This window comes from Priestia endophytica (genome assembly GCF_026790145.1).
Lineage (GTDB): Bacteria > Bacillota > Bacilli > Bacillales > Bacillaceae_H > Bacillus_I > Bacillus_I endophytica_A.
Genome location: NZ_JALAMS010000018.1, coordinates 464,550 through 485,873 on the forward strand (window position 1 = coordinate 464,550; position 21,324 = coordinate 485,873).

The window sequence follows — 21,324 nt, forward strand, 5'->3', positions numbered from 1 at the left end:
AGAAAGGTCTTAGAAATGTGGGGGGAATGCAGCAAAAGTGTCTTGGTTACAAGTTTTATAATAAAGAAAGTTTACTTCCTTGGAGAAAGAAGGGAAATGAAAATTCAAGCAAAACTTTATGAAATTAAAGAACGGCTGTGAATAGCCCTTTTCCTTTTAGATGGGAGATATTAGAATATAGAAGAGATACCATATACATATATTTTGACAAGGGGGGAATGAGTAATGGATAGAAATGAAGACTTTGATTTTGATCGGGCAATGGGGAATGTAAAAGCAAATTTTGCAGTAGAAGGGTTGGAGTTTACAGAGGAAGAAGTTGAACTCATTCGTCGGAGATTTACGGGAAAAATCACAGAGGAAGAATTTAAAAAAATGGTGATGGAGATACATGGGGAAAATCTTGATATAGGATAGAGAGGAGAGCATAATAATTACTCCTATAAAAGAACATAAAAAACAAGGGAGCGGCGCTTCCTTGTTTTTTATAGTTTTTAATGACTATAGGAGCTAAAAAAAGATTAATGAATAGAACAATAAACGCAAAAAAAGTAATATAATTTATCGGAATGGAGCTTTGTCCTGTGAATTTTATGAGCATTGAACCAATTAACAAGATACCATTAGAAATAATAAAAAGAAAACCAGTGAACTTAAAGTGCATCTTTTCTGTTCTCTCATCACTATCAGGTTCTTTCCGTTTGGAGCTTGGTTTTTTAATGCTTAGAAATAAAAAAACAAGGGCACTATAAGCAATCATAACGCCAAAAAACCAAAGAAGTAAATCTATAAAATCACTCTTGTTCCACGTATATCCGTTCATTTCGAAGTAAGTAAATATTTGGGTACAAATAAATATTGCTGCAAAAGTTCCGATTAAGTTGAATGCTTTCTTCATTATTGATCCTCCTCCACATCAACTAACTCAAAAAGATCTTCTACTTTACAATCAAAGAATTTACAAAGTCTTAAAGCAAGTTCTAAACTTGGATTAAATTTCTGTTTCTCAATCGCAATTAAAGATTGACGAGTGATTAAAACAGCTGAGGCTAACTCTTTTTGTGTAATATCGCGCACTACTCGATATTCTCTCACTCTATTTATTAACACAGGCAGGCCTCCTGCTTTCTTCATATAAATAAATTATACCATTTTATTACAAAAAGTAAATATATATTTACATAAAGTAAAGTTAGCTTTACCTAGGAGAATAAAAAAAGAGACCGAAGTCTCTTTTTAAAAGAGTTATGTAGTTTGTTCAGACTCTTTCTGTTTTTGCTGCTTTACAGCCAATACAAGAGCAGTAGCATTCAATGTCGCTCCAATAAAAACAGTAGCTGCTTTAACGATGTCGTTTCTAGCAAAATGTAAAACCCCTAATAAAATCATTTTCTCAATTACAAGGCAAGGTATTACGCCGGCTCCTTTTTTATGCTTAAAAAAAGGGGGGACTGGTTGTAGTAAAAAGTGCAGGAGGTTAATTGTAAAGGCTATAACTATATTAATGAAAGGTAAAATTTACTTTTATGGTATTATATGTATATAAGTTTATTTAGCTAGGGAAAATGAGTATTGAATAAGGTAATATAACGAAAGGAAGTTTTTATGGCAAGAAGATACAATTTATGGTCTTTTTATTTATGTTTAATATGTTTAATATTTTCATTGAGCTTAGTTTTTTCAAATTAGTCAGTAGCTCCTCCTACTTATATTCTTTGGATATTTGCCCTAATAGCCTTTATTTTTGGGCTTTTCGGATTTGAAGATAAAACAAATAAGTGGTCAAGAGTAAGAAGTATATTTACTTTTATATTCTCATCATTGCTTTCCCTCATTCTCTTTCTTGGAGTACTTCGTGTGTTGTTTATCGCAGAGGACTTGTTTGAAACAACCCATTCTCCTGATCACAACTATAAAATAGAATTTTACCTTATCAATGGTGGAGCCACAACGTCGTTTGATGTGTTAGGAAAATTAGATGGTCCACTATGGTTTGAGAAAACAGTTTACGACGATTATAGAATGGATCATGCTGATGTGAAGTGGATAAATAATCATACGGTCTCGATAAACAATCATATTTTGGACTTGGAAAAAGGAGAAACGTATTCTGATTGAATAGAAGTTTTGAAGTGAGTGGGCTAATAGAAGCTTTTACCTTCTTTAATTATTGGGGGTTAATGAAATAACAAAAACAGCCTTTTCTCGATGGAGTGGCTGTTTTTATATTTTTTATAAGAACGTTACCTTAATAAGGAGACTTGCTGGCAAGAAATAGAGAACAGAAAACTTGGATAGCAAGTTAATGTATAAAATTCTAGATAAGTTTGAAGGGAGAGTACGACTTGAAAAAGAAACGTTGGATTTTCGCATTGGTTATAGTAATAGCTGCCGTTGGTTTCTATAGCTTTATAAAGTTTAATCCGCCTATAGAAGTAAATACATTAGGTATAAGTCAAAGTCAAAAATCGGTTGTTGTCGGAATTGGCAACACAGGATTTAGCAAAATGAAGATATTAAATGTCTCAGTCAACAATAATGAAAAACCTATAGAAGCTAAGGTGCAGGTTAGTAACGATTTCAAAGGATTGGTCATAACTGAAGATTTCCATAGTAAAGAAGCAAGAGAGTTTGGATTCACAAATATAAAGGATGTAACCATTCCAACCAAAACATCTTTCTCTGATCGAGAGAAGGATTCGGATAACAAAAATGATAAACTTTATGGAGTCAGTGCCCTGCATAATAAAGCAATCCATAAAGTTTACATAAAGTATCGTTATCTTGGGATATCGTTTGAAGAAACGGTTTCTGTTGATTCTTGATAAGATTATAGCCATCCTATTACTGTTTGTAGGAGTAGTTGAATGACTATAAATGATAAAAAAAATGCACTTTTTTATATTATAACTAATGAATTCTACATTAGAAGGAGCGCTTCTTATCTTTGTGAAAATTCAGTAACAAGAAGGTGACCATGTAGTGCTATACAATGCATTAGTAAAAAACTTCAATCCACATATCGAAGAAGAAGTAACAGTAGAAATAAATAGTGCAGAGATAACAGGGTTCATGCCGTCTGGTATTTCATTTGAACCGAAAAAAGGCGTGCTGTATCCACTATCTCTTTCCTTAATTATTTTGAATGATTTAGACATCCAGGAGGATAGGAGTTTGAAATATGGACTTTTCAATATTGAGGAAAGCTTTGCCTACCATATTAAAGGTATTGTAGATTGTGAGAAGAAGACGATTAACATAGGATTTGAATTAGGTCTGGAAGATGAAATAGTTAATGAAATGTGGCAGTACAATCATAAGAGAGTACAAATTAAGGTTGACAGAATTGATATTGATTTTCTAGAGGGGCATTTTAAATAAATACCTCGAAACGGCATTTGAAAAATCTCACATGAGGTAAATGATCTATGAATCTTAAAATTTTACAAATGATAAACGAATATGATAAAGAAAGTGATTTTTTTGGAGAAGTTTCAGAAGATGCTATAACAGAGGCAGAAAATAGGCTAGGAGTGAATTTTCCACGTCAATATAGAGAATACGTTAAAAAGTATGGTTCTGGAGGCATTTGTGGAGTTGATATACTTGGTGTTGAGGGAGAAACAGACGGTTCATCTGTTATTGAACAAACAAAGCGGCGTAGAAAACAGGGTTTAGCCAAAAAGTATATTGTGATAGAGAATGTTGATGAGTTTGTCTACTGTCTCAGCACAGTAGATGAACATAAGGTTATTCGATGGAGCAGTATAACCAAAGAAGAAATAGAAAGATATACAACTTTTAATGAATATTTACAAGACAGCTTCCAAGAAGCAATTGACAACTGGGAAGAATGATAGATTATGAGAAGTTACTTCAAAGAGCATGCTGTATAGCCTGCTCCTTTTTATGCCTAAGAGAAGGAAAACAAAATGTTTATAGTAGAAGAAATGAAACGAAATGCCAGAAGAATATTTGGTTGAAAGTTGGTGGAGTCAGTTTTGAAGAGGATGCGTTTATGAAAGTAGATTATCACTATAGGTTAAAAAAACTTGAAATAATTGAGGGAGGGACTTGAAAACTTCAAGTGTGACAAAAATCAAGAATAGAGATTCCTCTTTTGAAGAGCACTTTTGCTATGTATTTTTTCCTATATGATTATTTTCCTATATTTTATAAATCGCTCAATTTATACCAATTTAGTATTCTATTTCATGTAAAATAAGGAAAGTATAGATGACAGAAATGGAGGAATTCGATACAATCGTGGATATAAAGGCAAATTTTAAGGACCTTGAACAGTTAGCGCAAAAAACCATGCAGGCTAAGTCTAAGATCGATGTCATTCCTGGACAGCTTAGTTACTCTTTATCTGGTGCCTTATCAGAATTGAGTGGTGTATGGACAGGAGAGTTGGAAGCTCTTCAACAAGAACTAGAGCATGACATAAGGAAGTATTCAGAAGGATTAGGAGAAACCGTCCAGCATATTCAGAAGACCGCTCAAGGCTTAAAGGAAATGGATATGGTAATGAACGCCATCCTTATGCCTTCTAATATAGTATTACATGCTTTATCAAAAGTAGGATTTGATGTAACATCTAAGCGATTCATTTCTTATCAAGGAAGGATCACACCTGCTACCGGTCAATTAATGGCTAGGTACAAAAAAGGTGAATTGTACTCTTATGATACATTGTTCCCTAAGTCGAAGAATGTAAGGGTAAAGGCTAAGAATAATTATGAGACGGAGATCTTAGAAGCGGTTAAAAATCATAAGGTGCCTAGCCCTGATGCCTTGCGTTGGGGAATGGGATTAGCTCAAGATAAACACATTAAGGACCCTATGAAACGGCAATTCATTGATACAAACTTAACCAATGGACAAGCAGCTTCTTTTGCATTTGATTTTATTCCCTTTTTAGGTGGTGCTAAAGCCGCTGATGAGGCCCGTACTGGAAAACAATACTTTACTGGAAAGAAATTAGATACATCGGATCGTGCTATAGCAGCTGCTAGTGTTTTAGGTGGAGGGTTTGTCAAATGGACAGGTAAAGGTGCTAAAGTGGTTCTCAAAGGTAAACCATTAAGCGAACAGACTCACTTGAAGTGGAACAAGGAAACAGGTGAGGTAAAACGGTATGAATCGGAAAAGCATAAGAATATAGATAATGCTAATAGACTGATTTCTGGTAAAGTTGGAGTTGTAACTGGAGGAAACTCTACCAAGTTAGGGAAAAATATGTTGCAAGAGATGGGACTTAAACGTTCAGGGAAATGGAGTGGGTATCAAGCACAGCATATTATTCCTTCTGAAATGAAAAAGAACGAGATTATAAAAAAAATCGGAATGAATTTTGATGACGCATCAAATGGAATTTTCTTAAGAATACCAGATGACGATATAAGTCCAATGTCTAGGCATAGAGGATACCATTCTATTTATAACCAAGTCGTTGAAAGAGCATTAAACAGAATGGATATTAATCAAAGTGTTAATAGTTTACAAAATGTGATTAATTAAAACCTTGGTTGGCTATATGCCTTTCAAGGTTTTTTAGTAATAGAAAGCTGTTGGTGAAGCACGGGCAATGATAAATAGAAGAGGTCTCTCCAATGAGACTCTCTTTTTTATTGTATAATATAAACTGTACACGTAAAATTAGGTAATTTTGATAATTTAGATATACTGAATAGAAATTACATAATTGGGGCTATTACAAATTCTCAGAGTCCCACTATACAGTACATTAGATTTGAAAAAATAGGTGGACTATAGCATCTATAAATACTTTCGACCATTAATATATATTCGGCTAAACTATGTTTTAATATACGAACAAAAGATAGGAAGATATTATGACTAGAGAAGAACTTCTAGAGAAAATAAAACATTTAAAGATTTGGAAAAAAGAAGATCAGCGTGCTCCACATAAGCCATTACTCATTCTATATGCATTGGGTCAATTGCAATCCCGGAAACAATTGCAGTTACCTTATAGTGAAGTGAAGTTACCTTTAAAGGAACTACTTATAGAATTTGGTCCTCCCCGCTATTCATATCATCCTGAGCAACCTTTTGTTCGTTTGGCCGGAGATGAGATATGGGAATTGAGTGAAGAAGTTGATAAGCGTAGTTTTACAGACAAATCTTTGCTGCAGATTAACTTAATTGGCGGCTTTAAGGAAAGCGTCCATGAACTTTTAAAAACGGACCGCACATTGATTCAAGAAATTGCTCAATTTTTACTCAATGAACATTTTCCGGACACTATTCATGAAGATATATTAAGAGCGGTTGGGCTAGAATTTGAGACTTATTTAAAGAGAAAAAGGGATCCGAAATTCAGAGAGAAAATACTTCAAGCTTATGAGTATAGCTGTGCCATTTGTGGGTTTAATGTACGCCTTGGTCATAGCCTAGTAGGTGTGGAAGCAGCTCATATTAAATGGCATCAAGCGGGCGGACCTGATGTGGAGAACAATGGAATTGCATTATGTTCGATGCATCATAAGCTATTTGATCGCGGGGTGTTTACTTTTTCAAAGAATAACGAGTTATTGGTTGCTGCTCAAGCACATGGCACCCATGGATTTGAAGATTGGTTAATGAGGTTTCATGGACAAAAGATTAGACGGCCAATTCATCCGTTGTATCAACCGCAAGAAGATTTTATCGAGTGGCATGTTAGGGAGGTATTTAAGGGTCCTGCAAGGTGCAAAGTCAAAGTGAACTAGATATAATAGATTTAAGTGCCTGTTAATTAGGGGGGAGAGGTCGTAAAAAACTACATGTTAAGCAGAATAACGACTGATAAGGCGGATAACCTTAGTATTTATATATTTTCTTAATAAAAAATACTCTTATGGTTCTTCCCACATTTACAAGACATTGTTCTTTAAGGTTAAATTTTTTATCGCCTATACACCTGTATTCCCTTATTTCTTTTCTTAATTCTAACCATTCTTTTATGGTCGTATTTTTTAAATTCATATAAATGCCTTTTGAAACTCACTCATGAATTCATTGTAGGATTTTTCTGTATCTTTCTTTGTAGCAAAGCCTTACCTTGTTGATTGTTTCCTTTTTCTGGTTGCTGCGTCAATGCCGATTTCAGTTATAAAAGACCATGTGTAACCTGATTTTGCTTTTTGGGACTTTTCTTTTCTAAAAAAATCCATCAGAAGTTCCCCTTAAAATAACTTAATTGTGTGGCCTTAAATTAGTGATAAGCCTTTATTCTCTTTTATTACAATACTTGTAAGGGTTTAACTCCTAAAGGGGAGATGAGTTCGTATCATAGCTTATAAAGCTTAAGAAGAGCTCGTAGAAAATAACAAGCCCTTGAATTTTATTATTAAGAAAAAATAATAAAATTAATTTATATAACAAAAAGATTGAGGAGCCCTAAAATTTTCATCAAAATCATAAGGGGATAAAGGTTTTTCGTACTTTGTAGTTTTTTTTATTTTTATAGCAAAGCCTTTTTCTTTATCGTGAAAATAGCTTCTGAAAAAGTCATAGCTTATTCCTGAATGGGATTCTGTTTTCTCCCATAGACTCTCTATTTCTTCAGTTATGATTTGATCGATTAGAAATTCACCTACTATTTTTCCTTCAGGCTTTGTGCTGTATACTACTACTGTATCAATATCTTTTCTTTTAAAAATACTTCTTCTATACTCATATATTTTCTCTCCATTAAAAATCTTTTCAGCATACTCAGGCTTAATCGATAATAAGACTTTCATTTATACCACCTAATTTCATAATCTTATTGAACTGGAATTGAGATAAAGGTAATAGCCCCCAGCGAATATTTCGCTCTAAACCACAATCCTCTATTAAAGATTTTCTTATAAGTTTCTTCGTCATGGCTAAGTTATAAGTCATCTTTAAAACAATAAAGTTCTCTTTTTTATATAAATTATGTAATTCTTCATCTGTAAATACAGTATTTCTTTTACAATATTGATAATAGTCATCAAAGTCAACAAAATCTTTTTTTGTTTTTCTCTCTTGTAATATACATACAGACGTTGCTACTGATCTATACTCAGCAGGTCCCTTCTCGTCTTTTGTTCTATATATTACAATAGCATCCCCAATACGCATTTTCAAAGCACCTTTCATATAACAGATATATATTTTTTCAATGCTATTAGTATGGGACACATCATCTATTAAATTATAGCTCTCATTATTTAATATTGAATCTGGAAATAGTAGAGTGTGATAACGCGGATAGATACTTAATAACCAACTTGATTGATTGTTCGTCTTAACCAAAGGATACCTTTCGAGTAAACCACCTTGAGGATTATATAAATCTTTTATCATTACTTGTTCAGTACCATTGTCCCTGTGATTATTAGCTCTAGTCTTAAATCCGTATTTTTCCAATAAATCAACTAAAACTTTATGTTTGGGAAATACTGTTACGTATAACTCATCAATACTATTCGCAACAGCATAATCAATGGTTTTTTTAATGAACCTTTCTCCAAGTTTAGTACCATGCGGATTGATTTTTAAGGTTCCTATCTTGATTCTCTTTTTTCTAGGTAAAGGTGGAGAAAACAGCGATAATTCTTCTTCCTCAATTTTAAGATATAAAAAAGCCTGAATACCTTCTTCTGTTTCAAAATAGTAAGCCTTATTCTCTTTTTTAGAATTAAACCAATCCTCAAATTCTTTATAATCATTCTTTAGACTATCGAAGAAACGATCGTTTAAATTAATATTTCTAAAATAATCATGTTTTAAGAACTTATCCATATTCATTAGCAAGTCCTGCCTTTCAAAATGAATTTATCGATCTTGTTCTCCATAAGAACATTATTTATAAAATCAAAAATTTCTTGAGTTGGTTTTAAAGGATTATAAATATAAAAAGGGACATCTAGTTTTGATGCTATTTCTCTTGAATAATTAATCTCTTCTTTTTGAAAATCATTAAGGAATTGGGCATCATAATCCTGATCATCTCTACTCTTTAAATTTGAGATTACTTTGTCTATAGAATTTGTAACAGTAACAATTGCTTTTGGGGATAAAGAAAAGAATGTTGCCTCTGGAATTTTAACTATACTTCTATCTTTGTCGATTAAACAAAAATGACCGTCTAGAAGAAAGTCTTTATTAGCGATCCCCAATTTATTTAAACCTATTTTCAAGAAATCTTGATTAGTGGAAATACGACTTATTCTCTTATCTCTTGTAAAACATTCATTTTTTTCTCTAGATATAATAGTGCTAGCAGAATAGTGTAAGAGTTGATGCTCTTGGCTTAATTGAGTACATAAGTATGTCTTCCCAACACCATGTATACCACCTACAAAAATCATCTTTATCTCTCCTTTAAGTTCTATATCCTTAAATCTAAAGGTAACACTAGAAATTTCATCTATTAAACTAACTCAACCTTATGTATACTGCTTTTTTTATAAAAAAGATAAAAATGCATACAAAAGGAACTTAATTTTAAATTTACCAGTAAAAAGATAAAGAATTAATAACAAGATAGGGCAGGGGATAACTGTGTAAATATATGCCCCTGCTTGTAATTCTTTCGTTCAGATAAATTAACAATCGTTCCTTATATGTTTCAATAGGAATATCAAATAATTTAGAGGTATAATAAATACCCCTCTTCTTAACATAATGTACCATATGATGGGGGATTATGGTATATTTTAAGCGGTTTTTTGCTTCCCATTTCTACAATTTTTTAAGGGAGGGATAGAATCTTATTCTTCTGTGTGTCGGATAATATGACACAGTTCGTGGAAGAAAAGTAATTTGAACTGAATTTTTGGAAGTTCAGTATCTAGAAACATAAAATGATGACCTTTTCGTTTGATACTGAAAGAAGCGTAGGGGTAGTAGAAATATCGATTCTGAATTTCTCTGCAATAGTAGAGACTGTTAAATCGCTTAGGGGTAAAATATCTTATTTAGAAACTTGCTCCTCCATATGAGAAGGGACATAAGGATCATTTATAGAATAAATGATTAAAAGGCACATGTTAAATTTTTATGTACAGAGTCAAGAAAGCCCATGATAATAGCATTTTTATGTTTTAATAGAAAATTATTTACAATTATAGATAGCAGAACCACGAATGAACAAGTAATGAACTTATATTAATAACGTCAATAAAGTGTAATTATTATCATTATTCTTCTAAAAAAAACTAAGAAAATCCTTTTTACTGTTTTCTTCTTTATGATAGTGCCTTCTAATCACTGCTGTTATCCCTTAATTATTTATCAATACTTCCCTGTATAAAGTGAGTAATAACAAGGGTCCATAGAGGGAGATAATAAAAAAAGCCTTTTGAGTCATCCTTATACAGAAAGTATAGATTTTGTTACCTTATGTAAATTGAAGTTTTGTATGTAAGAAGTAAATTTATTAAGATTAAAACACTTATATATTTAAGGAGGGATAATTATGGAGACAGCTAATCGAGTAGATAATCTTTTTATATAATGATTAAAAAAGATAAGAGCTAGCTCTTTTATACTAACTTCTACGCTGCCAGCGTAGAGGTTAAAAATTTCTATAGTTTTATGCTATAAACACATTTTTTAAAGATATTGAATTATAAAAGAGTACAAAACTTTATTTTGTAAGGTATGATAAATGAGGATAATAAATAGATTATTAAAAATTAAAACGATAAAACAGCTTTAGTTTGGGAGTTTCTAACCGGAGGATTACATATGAGTTACACATTCGAATCAATTGCACAACTTGAACACTCAAAGGAATTTGCAAATTTACATAGGAAGTTTCATCAATTTAACCCTCTAAAGGTACTAAGGGTGAGCCATTTTGAAATTCGCCACTCAAATGTTTTAAGGTGGTTAATAGATCCAGATGAAAATCATCAGTTTGGTAGTTTTTTTATAAAAAACTATTATCACGTTTAATTACAAGAAGTGAGAATGAAGAAAAGTTAGAAACTATAAATTACTTATCATTTCTCTATTCTTCTTTAACAGATGCAGTAGTTTATCGTGAAGTAAAAACATCTACAGGAAGATTTATCGATCTCTTAGTAGAACTTCTGTCACTTAAGGTAGTTCTTATTATAGAAAATAAGTTCCACGCTTCAGAGTCAGAGAATCAGCTAAAGGATTACTTGGACTACATAAAAACTCAGTATAGTGATTACACAATAGTACCCATATACCTTACCCTAGCAAGTTATGCACCTTCACACCCCGATTATTGGTCATTAGATTATCATGATGTAATGGATATTATCACTCAACATCTAGAGTTAAATCATGAAGTAATAGCGGATAATATCCATGATTTCCTTAGCTACTATACAGCAATCTTACGCGAAGAATTAGTTGAAGATGGAGAATCAATAGAAATGGCACTTAAAGTGTATCAAATGAATCAAAATGCTATTGATCTTTTATTTGTGAGCCAACACCAGGAGTCACGAAAACAACCACGGTTTAGAGAATTATACATTCAGATCGATGAGCTATCAGTGAATGAACAATCTGCTTTAAAACGTATTTATGAAAAAAAGAAAAAGACGATAGATTATATTTTCACTATTGGAAGTAATGTTTTACGTCAGGCATTTCTAACATTTGCCCATATAGAAGAACTCCCTGAAGAAGTTTATAATGCCCATATAAAAGTTCCTAACTTTATTCTTCCAGAGTGGCTAGATTTTGAGGATATAGTAGGGAAGCCGGAAGCAGGATATTGGCTAGGATATGGTTTAATCATTTGGTTTGAGCGGACTTGGAATGATTACCTAAAGAATTAATGTAGAGGTAGGTCCAGTTCCTTATGAAAATCGTTTGCAGTTATTAAATGCCCTTGAAGATCAAGGTGTGTCTTTCCGTCCTTCTGCAAAATTAGAAGGGAAAAAATATACTAGAATCTATACTGAGTTAATATCTATAAATGATTGGGCTGATAAACAAAAGATTGTAGAGGGAATGGAAAAGTTATATAACAATGACAGTTTTAATGAGTTATTAGCACAAATTGCAGCTGCTATAGAAAACTTAAAGGAGAAAGAGCAAGATTGTTACGAAGTTGACTTTATAGAAGAAAGCATTCTAGATACTAGGTCAAAACAACGAATGATCCCAAGGGATGCTTTTATTAAATTTGTGCTGAATCGAGGGATTTCTGAAGAATATTATAAAATACAGAATCATAACGCTTCATTTCTTGTTCCAGTCTTTAGAGACCTTGAGGAAGTATATGGTCCAACACGCATGAAATGGTGGTGGCATGACAGTACTTTCACTTACTGGTTTGAACGATTAAAGGATGGCCGCCTAAAATTAATTTTAGAATTAGGACCTTTAGTTGCAGAGAAACGGTTGTTACTTGTGAAGCAGCTCGAAGAAATGGGAGTAAGTTTTTCTGTGAAATCAAAACAGCCTACAGCTAGATATACGCGTATTTTTTCAGACAGCACAGTCATAAATAATTGGGAAGATGTAGAGGAAGTGTATCAAGCAATGGAGGAGTTATTTGGACAGGTTGAGAACCGAAATCTTTTAACGATAATTAAAAGTTTGGGGTAGACGATGTTGAAATCGTGACGGATTCGTAATTGCAGCCGTCTAATTAAAAAATGCTCTTGCTAGTTAAAATAAACATTTCCTATCCAAACCCCGATTTTGTTAAGATAAACAGTTCAATCAGATTGATAAAAAGTGATTAAATATGGTATAAGTGTAAAAGAAGCAGGGACATCTTGCTTTTTAATTTTAGGATAGCGGGTTGGCCCCGTATCCCGTAGTGAGAGGATTGGAATTTGAATATGAAAGACAATTTTTGGCGTGATTTACCACGACCTTTCTTTATACTGGCACCAATGGAAGAGGTGACGGATGTTGTTTTCCGTCATGTAGTGAGTGAAGCAGCTAGACCTGATGTGTTTTTTACAGAGTTTACAAACACGGAGAGTTATTGTCACCCAGATGGGATGCAAAGTGTGCGTGGACGCTTGACTTTTACAGAGGATGAACAACCAATTGTAGCCCATATATGGGGAGACAAGCCTGAATACTTTCGCCAAATGAGTATTGGTATGGCGGAACTAGGCTATAAGGGTATAGATATCAATATGGGCTGTCCTGTGCCTAATGTAACAAAGAACGGGAAGGGAAGTGGCCTTATTCTTCGTCCGGAAGTTGCGGCAGATTTAATACAAGCAGCAAAAGCAGGAGGATTGCCCGTTAGTGTAAAGACAAGGCTTGGTTACGCAGAGGTAGATGAATGGCACGATTGGCTAACACATATCTTGAAACAAGATATTGTTAATCTTTCCATTCATCTGCGTACAAGAAATGAAATGAGCAAAGTAGATGCTCATTGGGAGCTAATCCCGGAGATTAAGAAACTTCGTGACGAGGTGGCACCAGATACACTCTTGACAATCAATGGGGATATCCCTGACCGTCAAACTGGCTTAAAGCTCGCTCATCAATACGGTATTGATGGAGTTATGATTGGGCGTGGTATTTTCACCAATCCATTTGCCTTTGAAAAGGAGCCGAAAGATCATAGTAGCAAGGAATTACTTGATCTCTTAAGATTGCATCTGGATCTTCATGATAAATATTCAAGCTTAGGGCTACGTCCGTTCAAGGCTCTTCATCGCTTTTTTAAGATATATGTTCGTGGATTCAGAGGGGCAAGTGAATTAAGAAATCAATTAATGAGCACAGCGTCAACAGATGAAGTGCGTGCATTGCTTGATAACTTTGAGTCAAAAAATCTTGATGTGATAGGGCAACAGTAGAAGTGTCCCTATTCAAAGTGAAAACGAAGTAGGATGTTAAACTTATGACCAAAGAACAAGTTTGCAAGAAATGATTTCTAAAAGTGATCAAAATAAAAGCGGGAAACCTTGAATGATCAATGGTTTCCCGCTTTTTTTCATTTTATATTCTAGTTACATATAATCATAAACAGAATCATCAAAATAGAGCCAGTGATAATATTCAATTTGTGGATCAGTCATATTGGAAATTTCTTTCTCATTGAATTTTTGTTGCTCAATTAATTTCTGCGCTTTTGAATTTCTTTCAGCTTGGCTCATTTTAAATCCTCCTTATAGTATGAAAAGTAACAAAGTGTTTAAATTTTGAAAGCGTTTTCCTTTTCTTGTTTTTATTATACATCTCAAATTGAGATTAAACCAATATCAATTTGAGATGATTCTTCAGGAAATGATATAAAAATTAGAAGTGTTATTGATCCGCTTACTTTGAAGAGGTTAAAGAGGTAAGGTCGAATGGCAAAAAATCTTGTTTTGTTAAGGGTTATGGATTCGATTCAATAAGTTGGACACAAAAAAGTGGGGATTATGCTGCTTTTCGAGTTTGACCAGCGTCAGCGCAAGTAGGGAGAGGGAAATTCTAGCTGAGAGAAGGAATTAAAAGAAGTTTTTTCAGGAAGGGGTCTGTGTTAATTTCGTATCTATTTGGAAAAGTTCTTGAGACGCATAGGCTTTTCTTATAGCAAAAACGTAGATTTTCCAGGTTGTTTTTATCTAAGAGTTAGAAGATACATAAATGATTTTTCCTTTTTTTATTTTGCTTATAATATTATCCTCTCAGGAAACTCTATACAAAAAGTAGAATTTCAAAGGTTGGAGGCTATTAAAGGAGAAGATGAATGTGTCATTTAATAAATCATACATAGAATATCTTCTTGCTATTATAAACAGAAGCTCAAGAAAGAATGGTTTTATTGAATTGCATATAAAAAAACACTAAATAGTAAAAAAATTAGGTATTGTAAGGATACTATGCTATACTGAGTTTACCATTTGCTTTACCAATTACTATTCTTGTTTCGATATGCCCTATTCATTCGTGAGTAGGGTTTTTATTATGGGTTTTAAGTTTTTAGGGGAATAAAAAACAGACTCTACGAGTAGAGTCTGTTTGTATGTTTGGGTTAATTACGCTTTTTGAACGTTAGTAGCTTGAGGTCCGCGTTGGCCTTGTTCTACTTCAAAAGTTACAGCTTGACCTTCGTCTAAAGATTTGAAGCCTTCGCCTTGGATTGCTGAGAAATGTACGAATACATCGTCTCCATTTTCACGTTCGATAAATCCAAAACCTTTGTCTGCGTTAAACCACTTTACTTTACCTTGTTCCATTATTGTTGCCTCCTCGTGTGCTATGCACACATTGTGTTACTATTCCTGCTCAAATCTTCAGACGAAAGTTGTTAACTTGTCAATCTTCGCCGAACAAAAATAATTCTTATTAAATGTAACAGAAACAATCAGGTATTGCAAGTAAAGACGAAAATTAAGTAATAGACGCTAAATATTTTTAAAAATAAAAGAAGATTTTTTATCAAGTGGATCTTGAACAGTTTACTATTTAATACGCGTAAGGGCCTTGAAAAACATATCTACAAACATGTGAGTTGTGTGGTGGATTTGAAACTTCTTTATTTATATAATGGGTTAAAAATGTTTTTATGTGGGGTAACCAAAATGTTCACAAACCCCATAAACACAGTGTTGTTAACTTGCTTTACAATTTATAAACCTTAATCTTCCCATCGCTTATTGTTGATTTTCTCAATAATCCCATGCAAATCATCCGGCTTATGAAACTCAATCGGAGAAGCGCCTTTTTCAAACAGAATGGATTCTGCTTCCACAATCGCTACATAACGGCCATTAACTTTCGCTAAATGAATATTCTCTCCGAAATCCGCTAGCAACCCCTTAATTTCTGTTTCGCCAAGCTTCATTTTTAACTCAGCTTCAGGCGTATGCTCGACAATATGAGCAGCTGCTTCCATCACTTGATGCGTATCTAACCGTTCTTGTATCTCCCGCTTTTCACTTGCAGCCCACAGTTCCATATCTGATTCAAACTGCTGGTGTTCTTCACTTTCAGCTTCAAACGTTTCACTGACATGTTCCCGCACCATATCCATCACTTGTGTTTTCATCACTTCAGGCATTGGCTCGTTGTAGTCGATGAACTTTAAGAAGTCCTCAAAATAGCGGGCATGTGAAGCTTGGTGAATGACAAGCTCGCCTTCCTCGACCATACCTTCTTCAGGCATGTACGGGTATTGAATCGACTTCATATTTTTTGTCGTAATCGCCATTTCAACATGACGAATAAGGGTGGATTCATCTGAAATAGAAGCTACTTTTGGCTCGAAGTCACACTTTAAAATAAACACAAAAGCATGATCAAAATATTTTCTTGGAACAGCAGATACAACTAGAAATGCGCCTCCGCGAACGGCAGCTGTATCAAGATAAGCATTGATAAACTGTTCGCTGTTTTCTTCAAATTCCTCTTTCGTAGCGGCGAAACGAGTGCGGTGAAATAAATTGTAATTCGGGTTTGAATCAAGATCATGTCCTGGCTCAACAATAAAATAGCCAAGCTTTGTTGGGACTTGTTCAGCTTTTGGATGACGATCTACTTTGCGCTTTACAATTTTCTTGAATTCGCCGTCTAAAAAATCTTTAATTGAGCTTTCTTCATATTCTTCCGTATCAAGCGTTTGAAAATGCTTGTACTGTTTAGATGCTTGTTCTTCTTTTCCTTCTACTTGTATTACATAAAATGATAAAAAGTTAATTTTAAAATCCATCTAGTTCACCTTGTTTCTTTTTAATCGGTTACTTCAGTATAAGAAAGAGTAGATGTGGCGTCAACGCTTGGGGAATAACGAATTCGGTTTCTTTTCTTGTTTCTTCTTCCTGTATATAAGAAGGTTGAGATTGGTGGAATAAGAGGTCTCTGTGAACTATAGCGTGCAGTCCATAGAAAGACTTTATAACCTTGCTATAGTGATGATTAATGTGTCTAAAAAGAATGTTAACTACATGTCATTCCTTCTAATCATTTTTAAAACCTCTTCATCTTCTCTTTTAAATCTTATGTACTCATAATATAACTTCATAAGGAAACTCTAGAGAAAAAGTAGAATTTCGGACGTTGGAGGACAATTACAATGAAAGTTTTATCAATGATTCAACCGTGAGCAAACCTTTTTGTTCTTAGAGAGGCTACATATGAGACGAGATCATGGAAAACAAATTACCGTGGCCCCTTAGCTATTCACACAAGTAAGAAAATAAATAGGGAAGCCTGTAACCGTATAGCCATCCATTCGCTTCTGGATACGCACGGCTACACAACAAAAAATCTCCCTACAGGAATGATTATTGCGGTGTGCGAGTTTAAAGACTGTTTGAAGGTTGTTGAAAATAACGAAACGTGGGCCATTTTAGAAGACGGAAGAATTGTATCAGAAGACGACTATTTCTTAGGTGATTTTGAGGTTGGTTATTATGCTTGGGAAGTGGAGGGGATGAAAATGTTGGACAACTTTATTCCAGCAAAAGGTCGGCTTGGGTTATGGGAATATTACTTATAAGATAATCATCGACTTTATAAAAAACACATCTAAAACCTTAATAATAAGGGAAATGAGGGTTGTTAGATAAGTAATAGGGATAAAGATTTAGAGAGTTGAATCAAATAATAGTTATAGTGAATACATTTTCACCCTTTTTTTAAACCTTTAAATAGTTTATAATTATCAGATAACGGTGGATATTTTAACCTGTTAATTACTATAATAAAATATGGGGAAGTTTTCATCGAGACAAGAAAGATGTATTCCGAGGTCGCGCTTGGGTTTGGTGATCCCTGGATAGGAGTCACTACATCTTTTTTGCAAATACAAGGGGATAAGGAAGGGTATTATGAATAACAGACAGGAACAAACAGACGTTATTTTAATTGGTGCTGGTATTATGAGTGCAACATTAGGGTCAATACTAAAAGAATTAGCGCCAGGTTGGAATATTAAAGTATTTGAAAAGCTCGCAAAAACAGGGGAAGAAAGTTCTAATGAATGGAATAATGCTGGCACAGGGCATGCGGCACTTTGTGAGCTTAATTACACATCCGAAAAACCGGATGGATCTATAGATATTAGTAAAGCAATTCGTATTAATGAACAATTCCAAATTTCAAGACAGTTTTGGTCTTATCTTGTGAAAAAAAGTTTAATTAAAAATCCACAGGAATTTATCATGCCATTGCCTCATATGAGTCTAGTGCAAGGAGGAAGAAACGTTGAGTTCTTAAAGAAACGTTTCGACGCCATGACGAAAAATCCTCTATTTGAAGGGATGGAATTTTCTGATAATCCTGAAGAGCTCGAAAAGTGGATTCCGTTAATTATGGAAGGCCGTACATCAACAGATCCAATTGCAGCGACAAAGATTGATTCTGGAACAGATGTAAACTTTGGAGCATTAACACGCATTCTGTTTGATCATTTAAAAAATCAAAACGTTCATGTGAAGTATAAACATGGTGTAGAAGATATTAATCGTAAAAAAGACGGTTCATGGGAAGTAAAAGTTCAAAATATGGAAAGCGGTAAAACAGAACGCCATAACGCTAAATTTGTCTTTATCGGCGGTGGTGGAGGAAGTCTTCACTTACTCCAAAAATCAGGTATCCCTGAAGGAAAAGGCATCGGAGGATTCCCTGTAAGCGGACTATTTATGGTCTGTAACAACCCGGAAGTTGTGGAAAAGCATCATGCGAAAGTATATGGAAAAGCTCCAGTTGGCGCTCCTCCAATGTCTGTTCCACATCTTGATACACGCTATATTAACAATAAAAAGTCATTGCTGTTTGGACCATTTGCTGGGTTCTCACCAAAGTTCTTAAAAAATGGCTCAATGTTTGATTTGATTACTTCTGTGAAACCAAATAATGTGCTAACAATGTTAGCAGCAGGCGTAAAAGAAATGTCGCTAACAAAATATTTAATCGGTCAAGTTATGTTATCAAAAGAAAAACGCATGGAATCACTACGTGAGTTTATTCCAGAAGCAAGAAGCGAAGACTGGGAACTCGTTGTCGCAGGTCAGCGCGTTCAAGTGATTAAAGACACTGAAGCAGGTGGCAAAGGAACCCTTCAGTTCGGTACGGAAGTTGTTAGTGCCTCGGACGGCTCAATTGCGGCATTGCTTGGTGCTTCACCAGGAGCCTCTACCGCTGTTCATGTTATGCTTGAGGTTATTAAAAGATGCTTCCCAGATGAAATAAATGCTTGGGAACCAAAGATTAAGGAAATGGTTCCGTCATATGGACTATCATTAGCGGACAATCCAAAGCTTTTCAAAGAGATTCATACTTCAACATCGAAGGCGCTTGGATTGAGTGAAAGAGGACCTGTTTATAGTTGATAGGAATTTTCTCTAGTATGTTAGAGAATAATTGGCTTTATGGTATAGGAATTCAGAGTTACATAGATAATAGAGTACGGAACGAATGAGAACCTTTGATTTTTAATCAAAGGTTCTTCTTTTTATCTTCAATAACCGATAAAATATGAGCTTTTGTTCCGTAGGCTCCTCTAATCGTTTTTCTAGCTTCTATTGGTGTTTTAGCCGTTACTGACTTTGTTTGTTTTTCTCCTCCGACTTCTATTTCAACAATGAAACATTTTGATCCGCATCTCATGCTGTTTCCTCATTTCTTCAGTTTCTTCTTTTATTTTAAAGGAGGAGAGACTTGAAAGGAATCAATTTGATTTAGTAATAAAAATATAGTTAACGGAAAAGGGAAGGCTTCTTTTTGTATGAATAATCTATAGGAGCTATATAAAAGTATTGATTAAATGGAAAATATATCATATATTAATACCTGGTCAGTATTGAGAAGGTAAAAGAACTAGACTAACTGAAAAGGTGACACCATTGACGAAATACGATTTTCTAAAAATATCCATCACACTAACCATCATTGCTTACCTTGCCATATTTGAACTCCCTGATTTTTTACACGGATTTATTAACGGAATGCATAGAGGTGGTTGGCACAGTCGAGGGTTTTAATACATAATTTTGTATATAAAGGATAAAAGTCGAGGTCTATAGATATCTCGACTTTTATTATGATAATATGGATCACAGGAGAGAAATTAATGGTGTATAACTAAGATAACATTTTTCATTAGCATTCCCGTTCAAAACGCGACCTTCTTAATACACCAAAGAAAAGTCAAAAATACTTATTTTTCAACAAATAAATTGAAACTAATGAGAGTGTTCATTCGTAATATGTCTAGGAATTAATTTCGCTATCCAAGGGAAGAGATTTCCCTTGGTGAATTGGTGAAGGGAGAGAAAAATAAAATGTTTGTAAGTTGGATGAGACCACTGGACAAAGTGTTACTGTGGCTTGGGTTACCGTACGTTCTTACGTTAGCTGCAGCCTTCTTTATGAATAGAGATAATCCAATCAATGAAACAGCTTGGTTTTTTGTCGGATATATGGTGTTAATGGTTATGATATCAGGAGAAAAAAAGAAATGGAGAGTAAAAAGAGAGTACCTTAGCCGTAATAGTGCAATTTGGCTATTGCTTGGCTTTGGGATAGGATACTTTCTTTTAGGAATCTTATTAGGTGTAATTGTAGGTTTAGCGTTTGGTTTTGTAGCTCATAAGTATAAAGTAAATTCTACGTATCCAACAGCCATTCTAACTATTGGATGGTGTTTAAATATTAAGGAAAGCTTTCAAACAAATCTTTCATTGGTGGATAAATTGTTGTCAATTTATTCGACAAGTATATGGAGAGAAACTTCCCTTTTACTTCTCCTTGTTGCTCTGTTTACATTAATTATTGGGGGACTAACAAGCTTATTTTTGAAAAAAGGGGAAAAGGATTCTCAAAGACATTCTTCTTATGATCATCCTCGAGAAAGTTATGAAGCAAAAGGTCAAGGATGGAAAGAGAAACTGCAACTATTCAGGAATCCTTTGAAAAGTTTGAGAAGAGAAGCTGCTGTTTCAAAGGAACCATATCCTGCTTACGATAAGGGAAGAAGACCAAAGGAACCATACCCTGCTTATGATGAGAGAAGAAGAGTAGACGAACAATACATGGATTATGATGAGAGAAGAAGAGCAGACGAACGATACATGGATTATGATGAGAGAAGAAGAGCAGACGAACGATACATGAATTATGATGAGAGAAGAAGAGCAGACGAACGATACATGGATTATGATGAAGAAAGAAGAGCAAATGAATATGACAGAGAAGAAGAAGCGCTCGGAGAACGAAGCCGCCGGAAAATTGTAGAAGGTGGGCGGTATCAGCGTCGCCACGGTGGATAATAAGGAAAGATTGTGATGCCGAGCTTATCTTTATAGCTGTCATTAAGAATATTTTAAGAGCCATGTTATTTTTCAACATGGCTCTTTTTTGCTGTTTCATTTTTTCAACAACTACCTTGCAATT

Annotated in this window: 21 protein-coding genes and 2 pseudogenes; 14 read left to right on the forward strand and 9 right to left on the reverse strand. The window is 34.2% G+C overall.

Annotated features, from left to right (window positions below):
- Positions 1-225 precede the first annotated feature (225 nt).
- Positions 226-417 carry an antitoxin VbhA family protein gene (locus MOC86_RS15980; protein ID WP_268585046.1) on the forward strand — a complete coding sequence of 64 codons (192 nt, stop codon included), beginning with the start codon at positions 226-228 and terminating at the stop codon, positions 415-417.
- Here the strand turns inward: MOC86_RS15980 and MOC86_RS15985 are convergent.
- Complete coding sequence (locus tag MOC86_RS15985; RefSeq protein ID WP_268585047.1) at positions 368-898, reverse strand: hypothetical protein; 531 nt, start codon at positions 896-898, stop codon at positions 368-370. The two genes, MOC86_RS15980 and MOC86_RS15985, sit on opposite strands and share 50 nt — an antisense overlap.
- Complete coding sequence (locus MOC86_RS15990; RefSeq protein ID WP_419146645.1) at positions 898-1,134, reverse strand: helix-turn-helix transcriptional regulator; 237 nt, start codon at positions 1,132-1,134, stop codon at positions 898-900. The genes MOC86_RS15985 and MOC86_RS15990 overlap by 1 nt, the downstream gene beginning before the upstream one ends.
- Before the next feature lie 663 nt (positions 1,135-1,797).
- Here MOC86_RS15990 and MOC86_RS15995 point away from each other — a divergent pair.
- From MOC86_RS15995 to MOC86_RS16020, 6 genes are all read left to right on the forward strand, one after another.
- A complete protein-coding gene (locus MOC86_RS15995; RefSeq protein ID WP_268585090.1) occupies positions 1,798-2,118 on the forward strand; it encodes a DUF5412 family protein in 321 nt (106 codons plus the stop codon).
- Between the two features lie 227 nt (positions 2,119-2,345).
- A complete protein-coding gene (locus tag MOC86_RS16000) occupies positions 2,346-2,825 on the forward strand; it encodes a hypothetical protein (protein ID WP_268585049.1) in 480 nt (159 codons plus the stop codon).
- Between the two features lie 157 nt (positions 2,826-2,982).
- The gene (locus MOC86_RS16005) at positions 2,983-3,381 is read left to right on the forward strand and encodes a hypothetical protein (RefSeq protein ID WP_268585050.1); all 399 of its coding nucleotides are present in this window, start codon (positions 2,983-2,985) and stop codon (positions 3,379-3,381) included.
- A 47-nt stretch (positions 3,382-3,428) separates the two neighbouring features.
- A complete protein-coding gene (locus MOC86_RS16010; protein WP_268585051.1) occupies positions 3,429-3,857 on the forward strand; it encodes an SMI1/KNR4 family protein in 429 nt (142 codons plus the stop codon).
- A gap of 379 nt (positions 3,858-4,236) precedes the next feature.
- Positions 4,237-5,523, forward strand: a complete 1,287-nt coding sequence (locus MOC86_RS16015; RefSeq protein ID WP_268585052.1) for an AHH domain-containing protein — start codon at positions 4,237-4,239, stop codon at positions 5,521-5,523.
- Between the two features lie 335 nt (positions 5,524-5,858).
- Positions 5,859-6,737: a phosphorothioated DNA-binding restriction endonuclease gene (locus MOC86_RS16020; protein WP_268585053.1), complete on the forward strand. Its 879-nt coding sequence runs from the start codon at positions 5,859-5,861 to the stop codon at positions 6,735-6,737.
- Between the two features lie 639 nt (positions 6,738-7,376).
- Here MOC86_RS16020 and MOC86_RS16025 read toward each other — a convergent pair.
- Genes MOC86_RS16025 through MOC86_RS16035 form a run of 3 tightly spaced genes read right to left on the reverse strand, consistent with a single transcriptional unit; the run spans position 7,377 to position 9,347 of the window.
- On the reverse strand, positions 7,377-7,751 hold the full coding sequence (locus tag MOC86_RS16025) for an ASCH domain-containing protein (RefSeq protein WP_268585054.1): 375 nt from the start codon (positions 7,749-7,751) through the stop codon (positions 7,377-7,379).
- A complete protein-coding gene (locus tag MOC86_RS16030; RefSeq protein WP_268585055.1) occupies positions 7,729-8,784 on the reverse strand; it encodes an N-acetyltransferase in 1,056 nt (351 codons plus the stop codon). Before MOC86_RS16030 ends, MOC86_RS16025 begins: the two co-directional genes overlap by 23 nt.
- Entirely contained in the window at positions 8,784-9,347 is a 564-nt protein-coding gene (locus MOC86_RS16035; protein WP_268585056.1) for an ATP-binding protein, read from the reverse strand. The genes MOC86_RS16030 and MOC86_RS16035 overlap by 1 nt, the downstream gene beginning before the upstream one ends.
- 1,381 nt (positions 9,348-10,728) lie before the next feature.
- Between MOC86_RS16035 and MOC86_RS16045 the strand changes: the two are divergent.
- The 3 genes and pseudogenes from MOC86_RS16045 (at position 10,729) to MOC86_RS16055 (ending at position 13,799) form a co-directional block, all read left to right on the forward strand.
- Positions 10,729-11,801: pseudogene (locus MOC86_RS16045) on the forward strand (PD-(D/E)XK nuclease family protein).
- A gap of 34 nt (positions 11,802-11,835) precedes the next feature.
- On the forward strand, positions 11,836-12,576 hold the full coding sequence (locus tag MOC86_RS16050) for a hypothetical protein (RefSeq protein WP_268585058.1): 741 nt from the start codon (positions 11,836-11,838) through the stop codon (positions 12,574-12,576).
- Between the two features lie 239 nt (positions 12,577-12,815).
- A complete protein-coding gene (locus MOC86_RS16055; protein WP_268585092.1) occupies positions 12,816-13,799 on the forward strand; it encodes a tRNA dihydrouridine synthase in 984 nt (327 codons plus the stop codon).
- A gap of 153 nt (positions 13,800-13,952) precedes the next feature.
- On the opposite strand, the gene MOC86_RS16060 is transcribed toward MOC86_RS16055, so the two are convergent.
- The 3 genes from MOC86_RS16060 to MOC86_RS16070 all read right to left on the reverse strand — a co-directional run bounded on the left by MOC86_RS16060 (position 13,953) and on the right by MOC86_RS16070 (position 16,639).
- A complete protein-coding gene (locus MOC86_RS16060) occupies positions 13,953-14,099 on the reverse strand; it encodes a BH0509 family protein (protein ID WP_113714284.1) in 147 nt (48 codons plus the stop codon).
- Positions 14,100-14,966: 867 nt separating this feature from the next.
- Positions 14,967-15,167: a cold-shock protein gene (locus MOC86_RS16065; protein WP_019394549.1), complete on the reverse strand. Its 201-nt coding sequence runs from the start codon at positions 15,165-15,167 to the stop codon at positions 14,967-14,969.
- 401 nt (positions 15,168-15,568) lie between these two features.
- The gene (locus MOC86_RS16070) at positions 15,569-16,639 is read right to left on the reverse strand and encodes a DUF3900 domain-containing protein (protein ID WP_268585059.1); all 1,071 of its coding nucleotides are present in this window, start codon (positions 16,637-16,639) and stop codon (positions 15,569-15,571) included.
- 363 nt (positions 16,640-17,002) lie between these two features.
- Here MOC86_RS16070 and MOC86_RS16075 point away from each other — a divergent pair.
- Together MOC86_RS16075 and MOC86_RS16080 are read left to right on the forward strand one after the other, a co-directional pair.
- Positions 17,003-17,428: pseudogene (locus MOC86_RS16075) on the forward strand (2-oxoglutarate dehydrogenase E1).
- 331 nt (positions 17,429-17,759) lie between these two features.
- Positions 17,760-19,262 carry a malate:quinone oxidoreductase gene (locus tag MOC86_RS16080; protein WP_268585060.1) on the forward strand — a complete coding sequence of 501 codons (1,503 nt, stop codon included), beginning with the start codon at positions 17,760-17,762 and terminating at the stop codon, positions 19,260-19,262.
- A 106-nt stretch (positions 19,263-19,368) separates the two neighbouring features.
- On the opposite strand, the gene MOC86_RS16085 is transcribed toward MOC86_RS16080, so the two are convergent.
- Positions 19,369-19,539 carry a hypothetical protein gene (locus tag MOC86_RS16085; RefSeq protein WP_268585061.1) on the reverse strand — a complete coding sequence of 57 codons (171 nt, stop codon included), beginning with the start codon at positions 19,537-19,539 and terminating at the stop codon, positions 19,369-19,371.
- Between the two features lie 236 nt (positions 19,540-19,775).
- Here MOC86_RS16085 and MOC86_RS16090 point away from each other — a divergent pair, with 236 nt between their 5' ends.
- Positions 19,776-19,913, forward strand: a complete 138-nt coding sequence (locus MOC86_RS16090) for a hypothetical protein (protein WP_268585062.1) — start codon at positions 19,776-19,778, stop codon at positions 19,911-19,913.
- Between the two features lie 300 nt (positions 19,914-20,213).
- Complete coding sequence (locus MOC86_RS16095) at positions 20,214-21,200, forward strand: hypothetical protein (RefSeq protein WP_268585063.1); 987 nt, start codon at positions 20,214-20,216, stop codon at positions 21,198-21,200.
- Positions 21,201-21,324: the final 124 nt, after the last annotated feature.

Excerpts from the sequence above, each read along its gene's own strand:
- MOC86_RS15980 (WP_268585046.1), top strand. The coding sequence starts at position 226 with ATGGATAGAAATGAAGACTTTGATTTTGATCGGGCAATGGGGAATGTA.
- MOC86_RS15985 (WP_268585047.1), bottom strand. The coding sequence starts at position 898 with ATGAAGAAAGCATTCAACTTAATCGGAACTTTTGCAGCAATATTTATT.
- MOC86_RS15990 (WP_419146645.1), bottom strand. The coding sequence starts at position 1,134 with ATGAAGAAAGCAGGAGGCCTGCCTGTGTTAATAAATAGAGTGAGAGAA.
- MOC86_RS16010 (WP_268585051.1), top strand. The coding sequence starts at position 3,429 with ATGAATCTTAAAATTTTACAAATGATAAACGAATATGATAAAGAAAGT.
- MOC86_RS16015 (WP_268585052.1), top strand. The coding sequence starts at position 4,237 with ATGACAGAAATGGAGGAATTCGATACAATCGTGGATATAAAGGCAAAT.
- MOC86_RS16020 (WP_268585053.1), top strand. The coding sequence starts at position 5,859 with ATGACTAGAGAAGAACTTCTAGAGAAAATAAAACATTTAAAGATTTGG.
- MOC86_RS16025 (WP_268585054.1), bottom strand. The coding sequence starts at position 7,751 with ATGAAAGTCTTATTATCGATTAAGCCTGAGTATGCTGAAAAGATTTTT.
- MOC86_RS16030 (WP_268585055.1), bottom strand. The coding sequence starts at position 8,784 with ATGAATATGGATAAGTTCTTAAAACATGATTATTTTAGAAATATTAAT.
- MOC86_RS16035 (WP_268585056.1), bottom strand. The coding sequence starts at position 9,347 with ATGATTTTTGTAGGTGGTATACATGGTGTTGGGAAGACATACTTATGT.
- MOC86_RS16055 (WP_268585092.1), top strand. The coding sequence starts at position 12,816 with ATGAAAGACAATTTTTGGCGTGATTTACCACGACCTTTCTTTATACTG.
- MOC86_RS16060 (WP_113714284.1), bottom strand. The coding sequence starts at position 14,099 with ATGAGCCAAGCTGAAAGAAATTCAAAAGCGCAGAAATTAATTGAGCAA.
- MOC86_RS16065 (WP_019394549.1), bottom strand. The coding sequence starts at position 15,167 with ATGGAACAAGGTAAAGTAAAGTGGTTTAACGCAGACAAAGGTTTTGGA.
- MOC86_RS16070 (WP_268585059.1), bottom strand. The coding sequence starts at position 16,639 with ATGGATTTTAAAATTAACTTTTTATCATTTTATGTAATACAAGTAGAA.
- MOC86_RS16080 (WP_268585060.1), top strand. The coding sequence starts at position 17,760 with ATGAATAACAGACAGGAACAAACAGACGTTATTTTAATTGGTGCTGGT.
- MOC86_RS16085 (WP_268585061.1), bottom strand. The coding sequence starts at position 19,539 with ATGAGATGCGGATCAAAATGTTTCATTGTTGAAATAGAAGTCGGAGGA.
- MOC86_RS16095 (WP_268585063.1), top strand. The coding sequence starts at position 20,214 with ATGTTTGTAAGTTGGATGAGACCACTGGACAAAGTGTTACTGTGGCTT.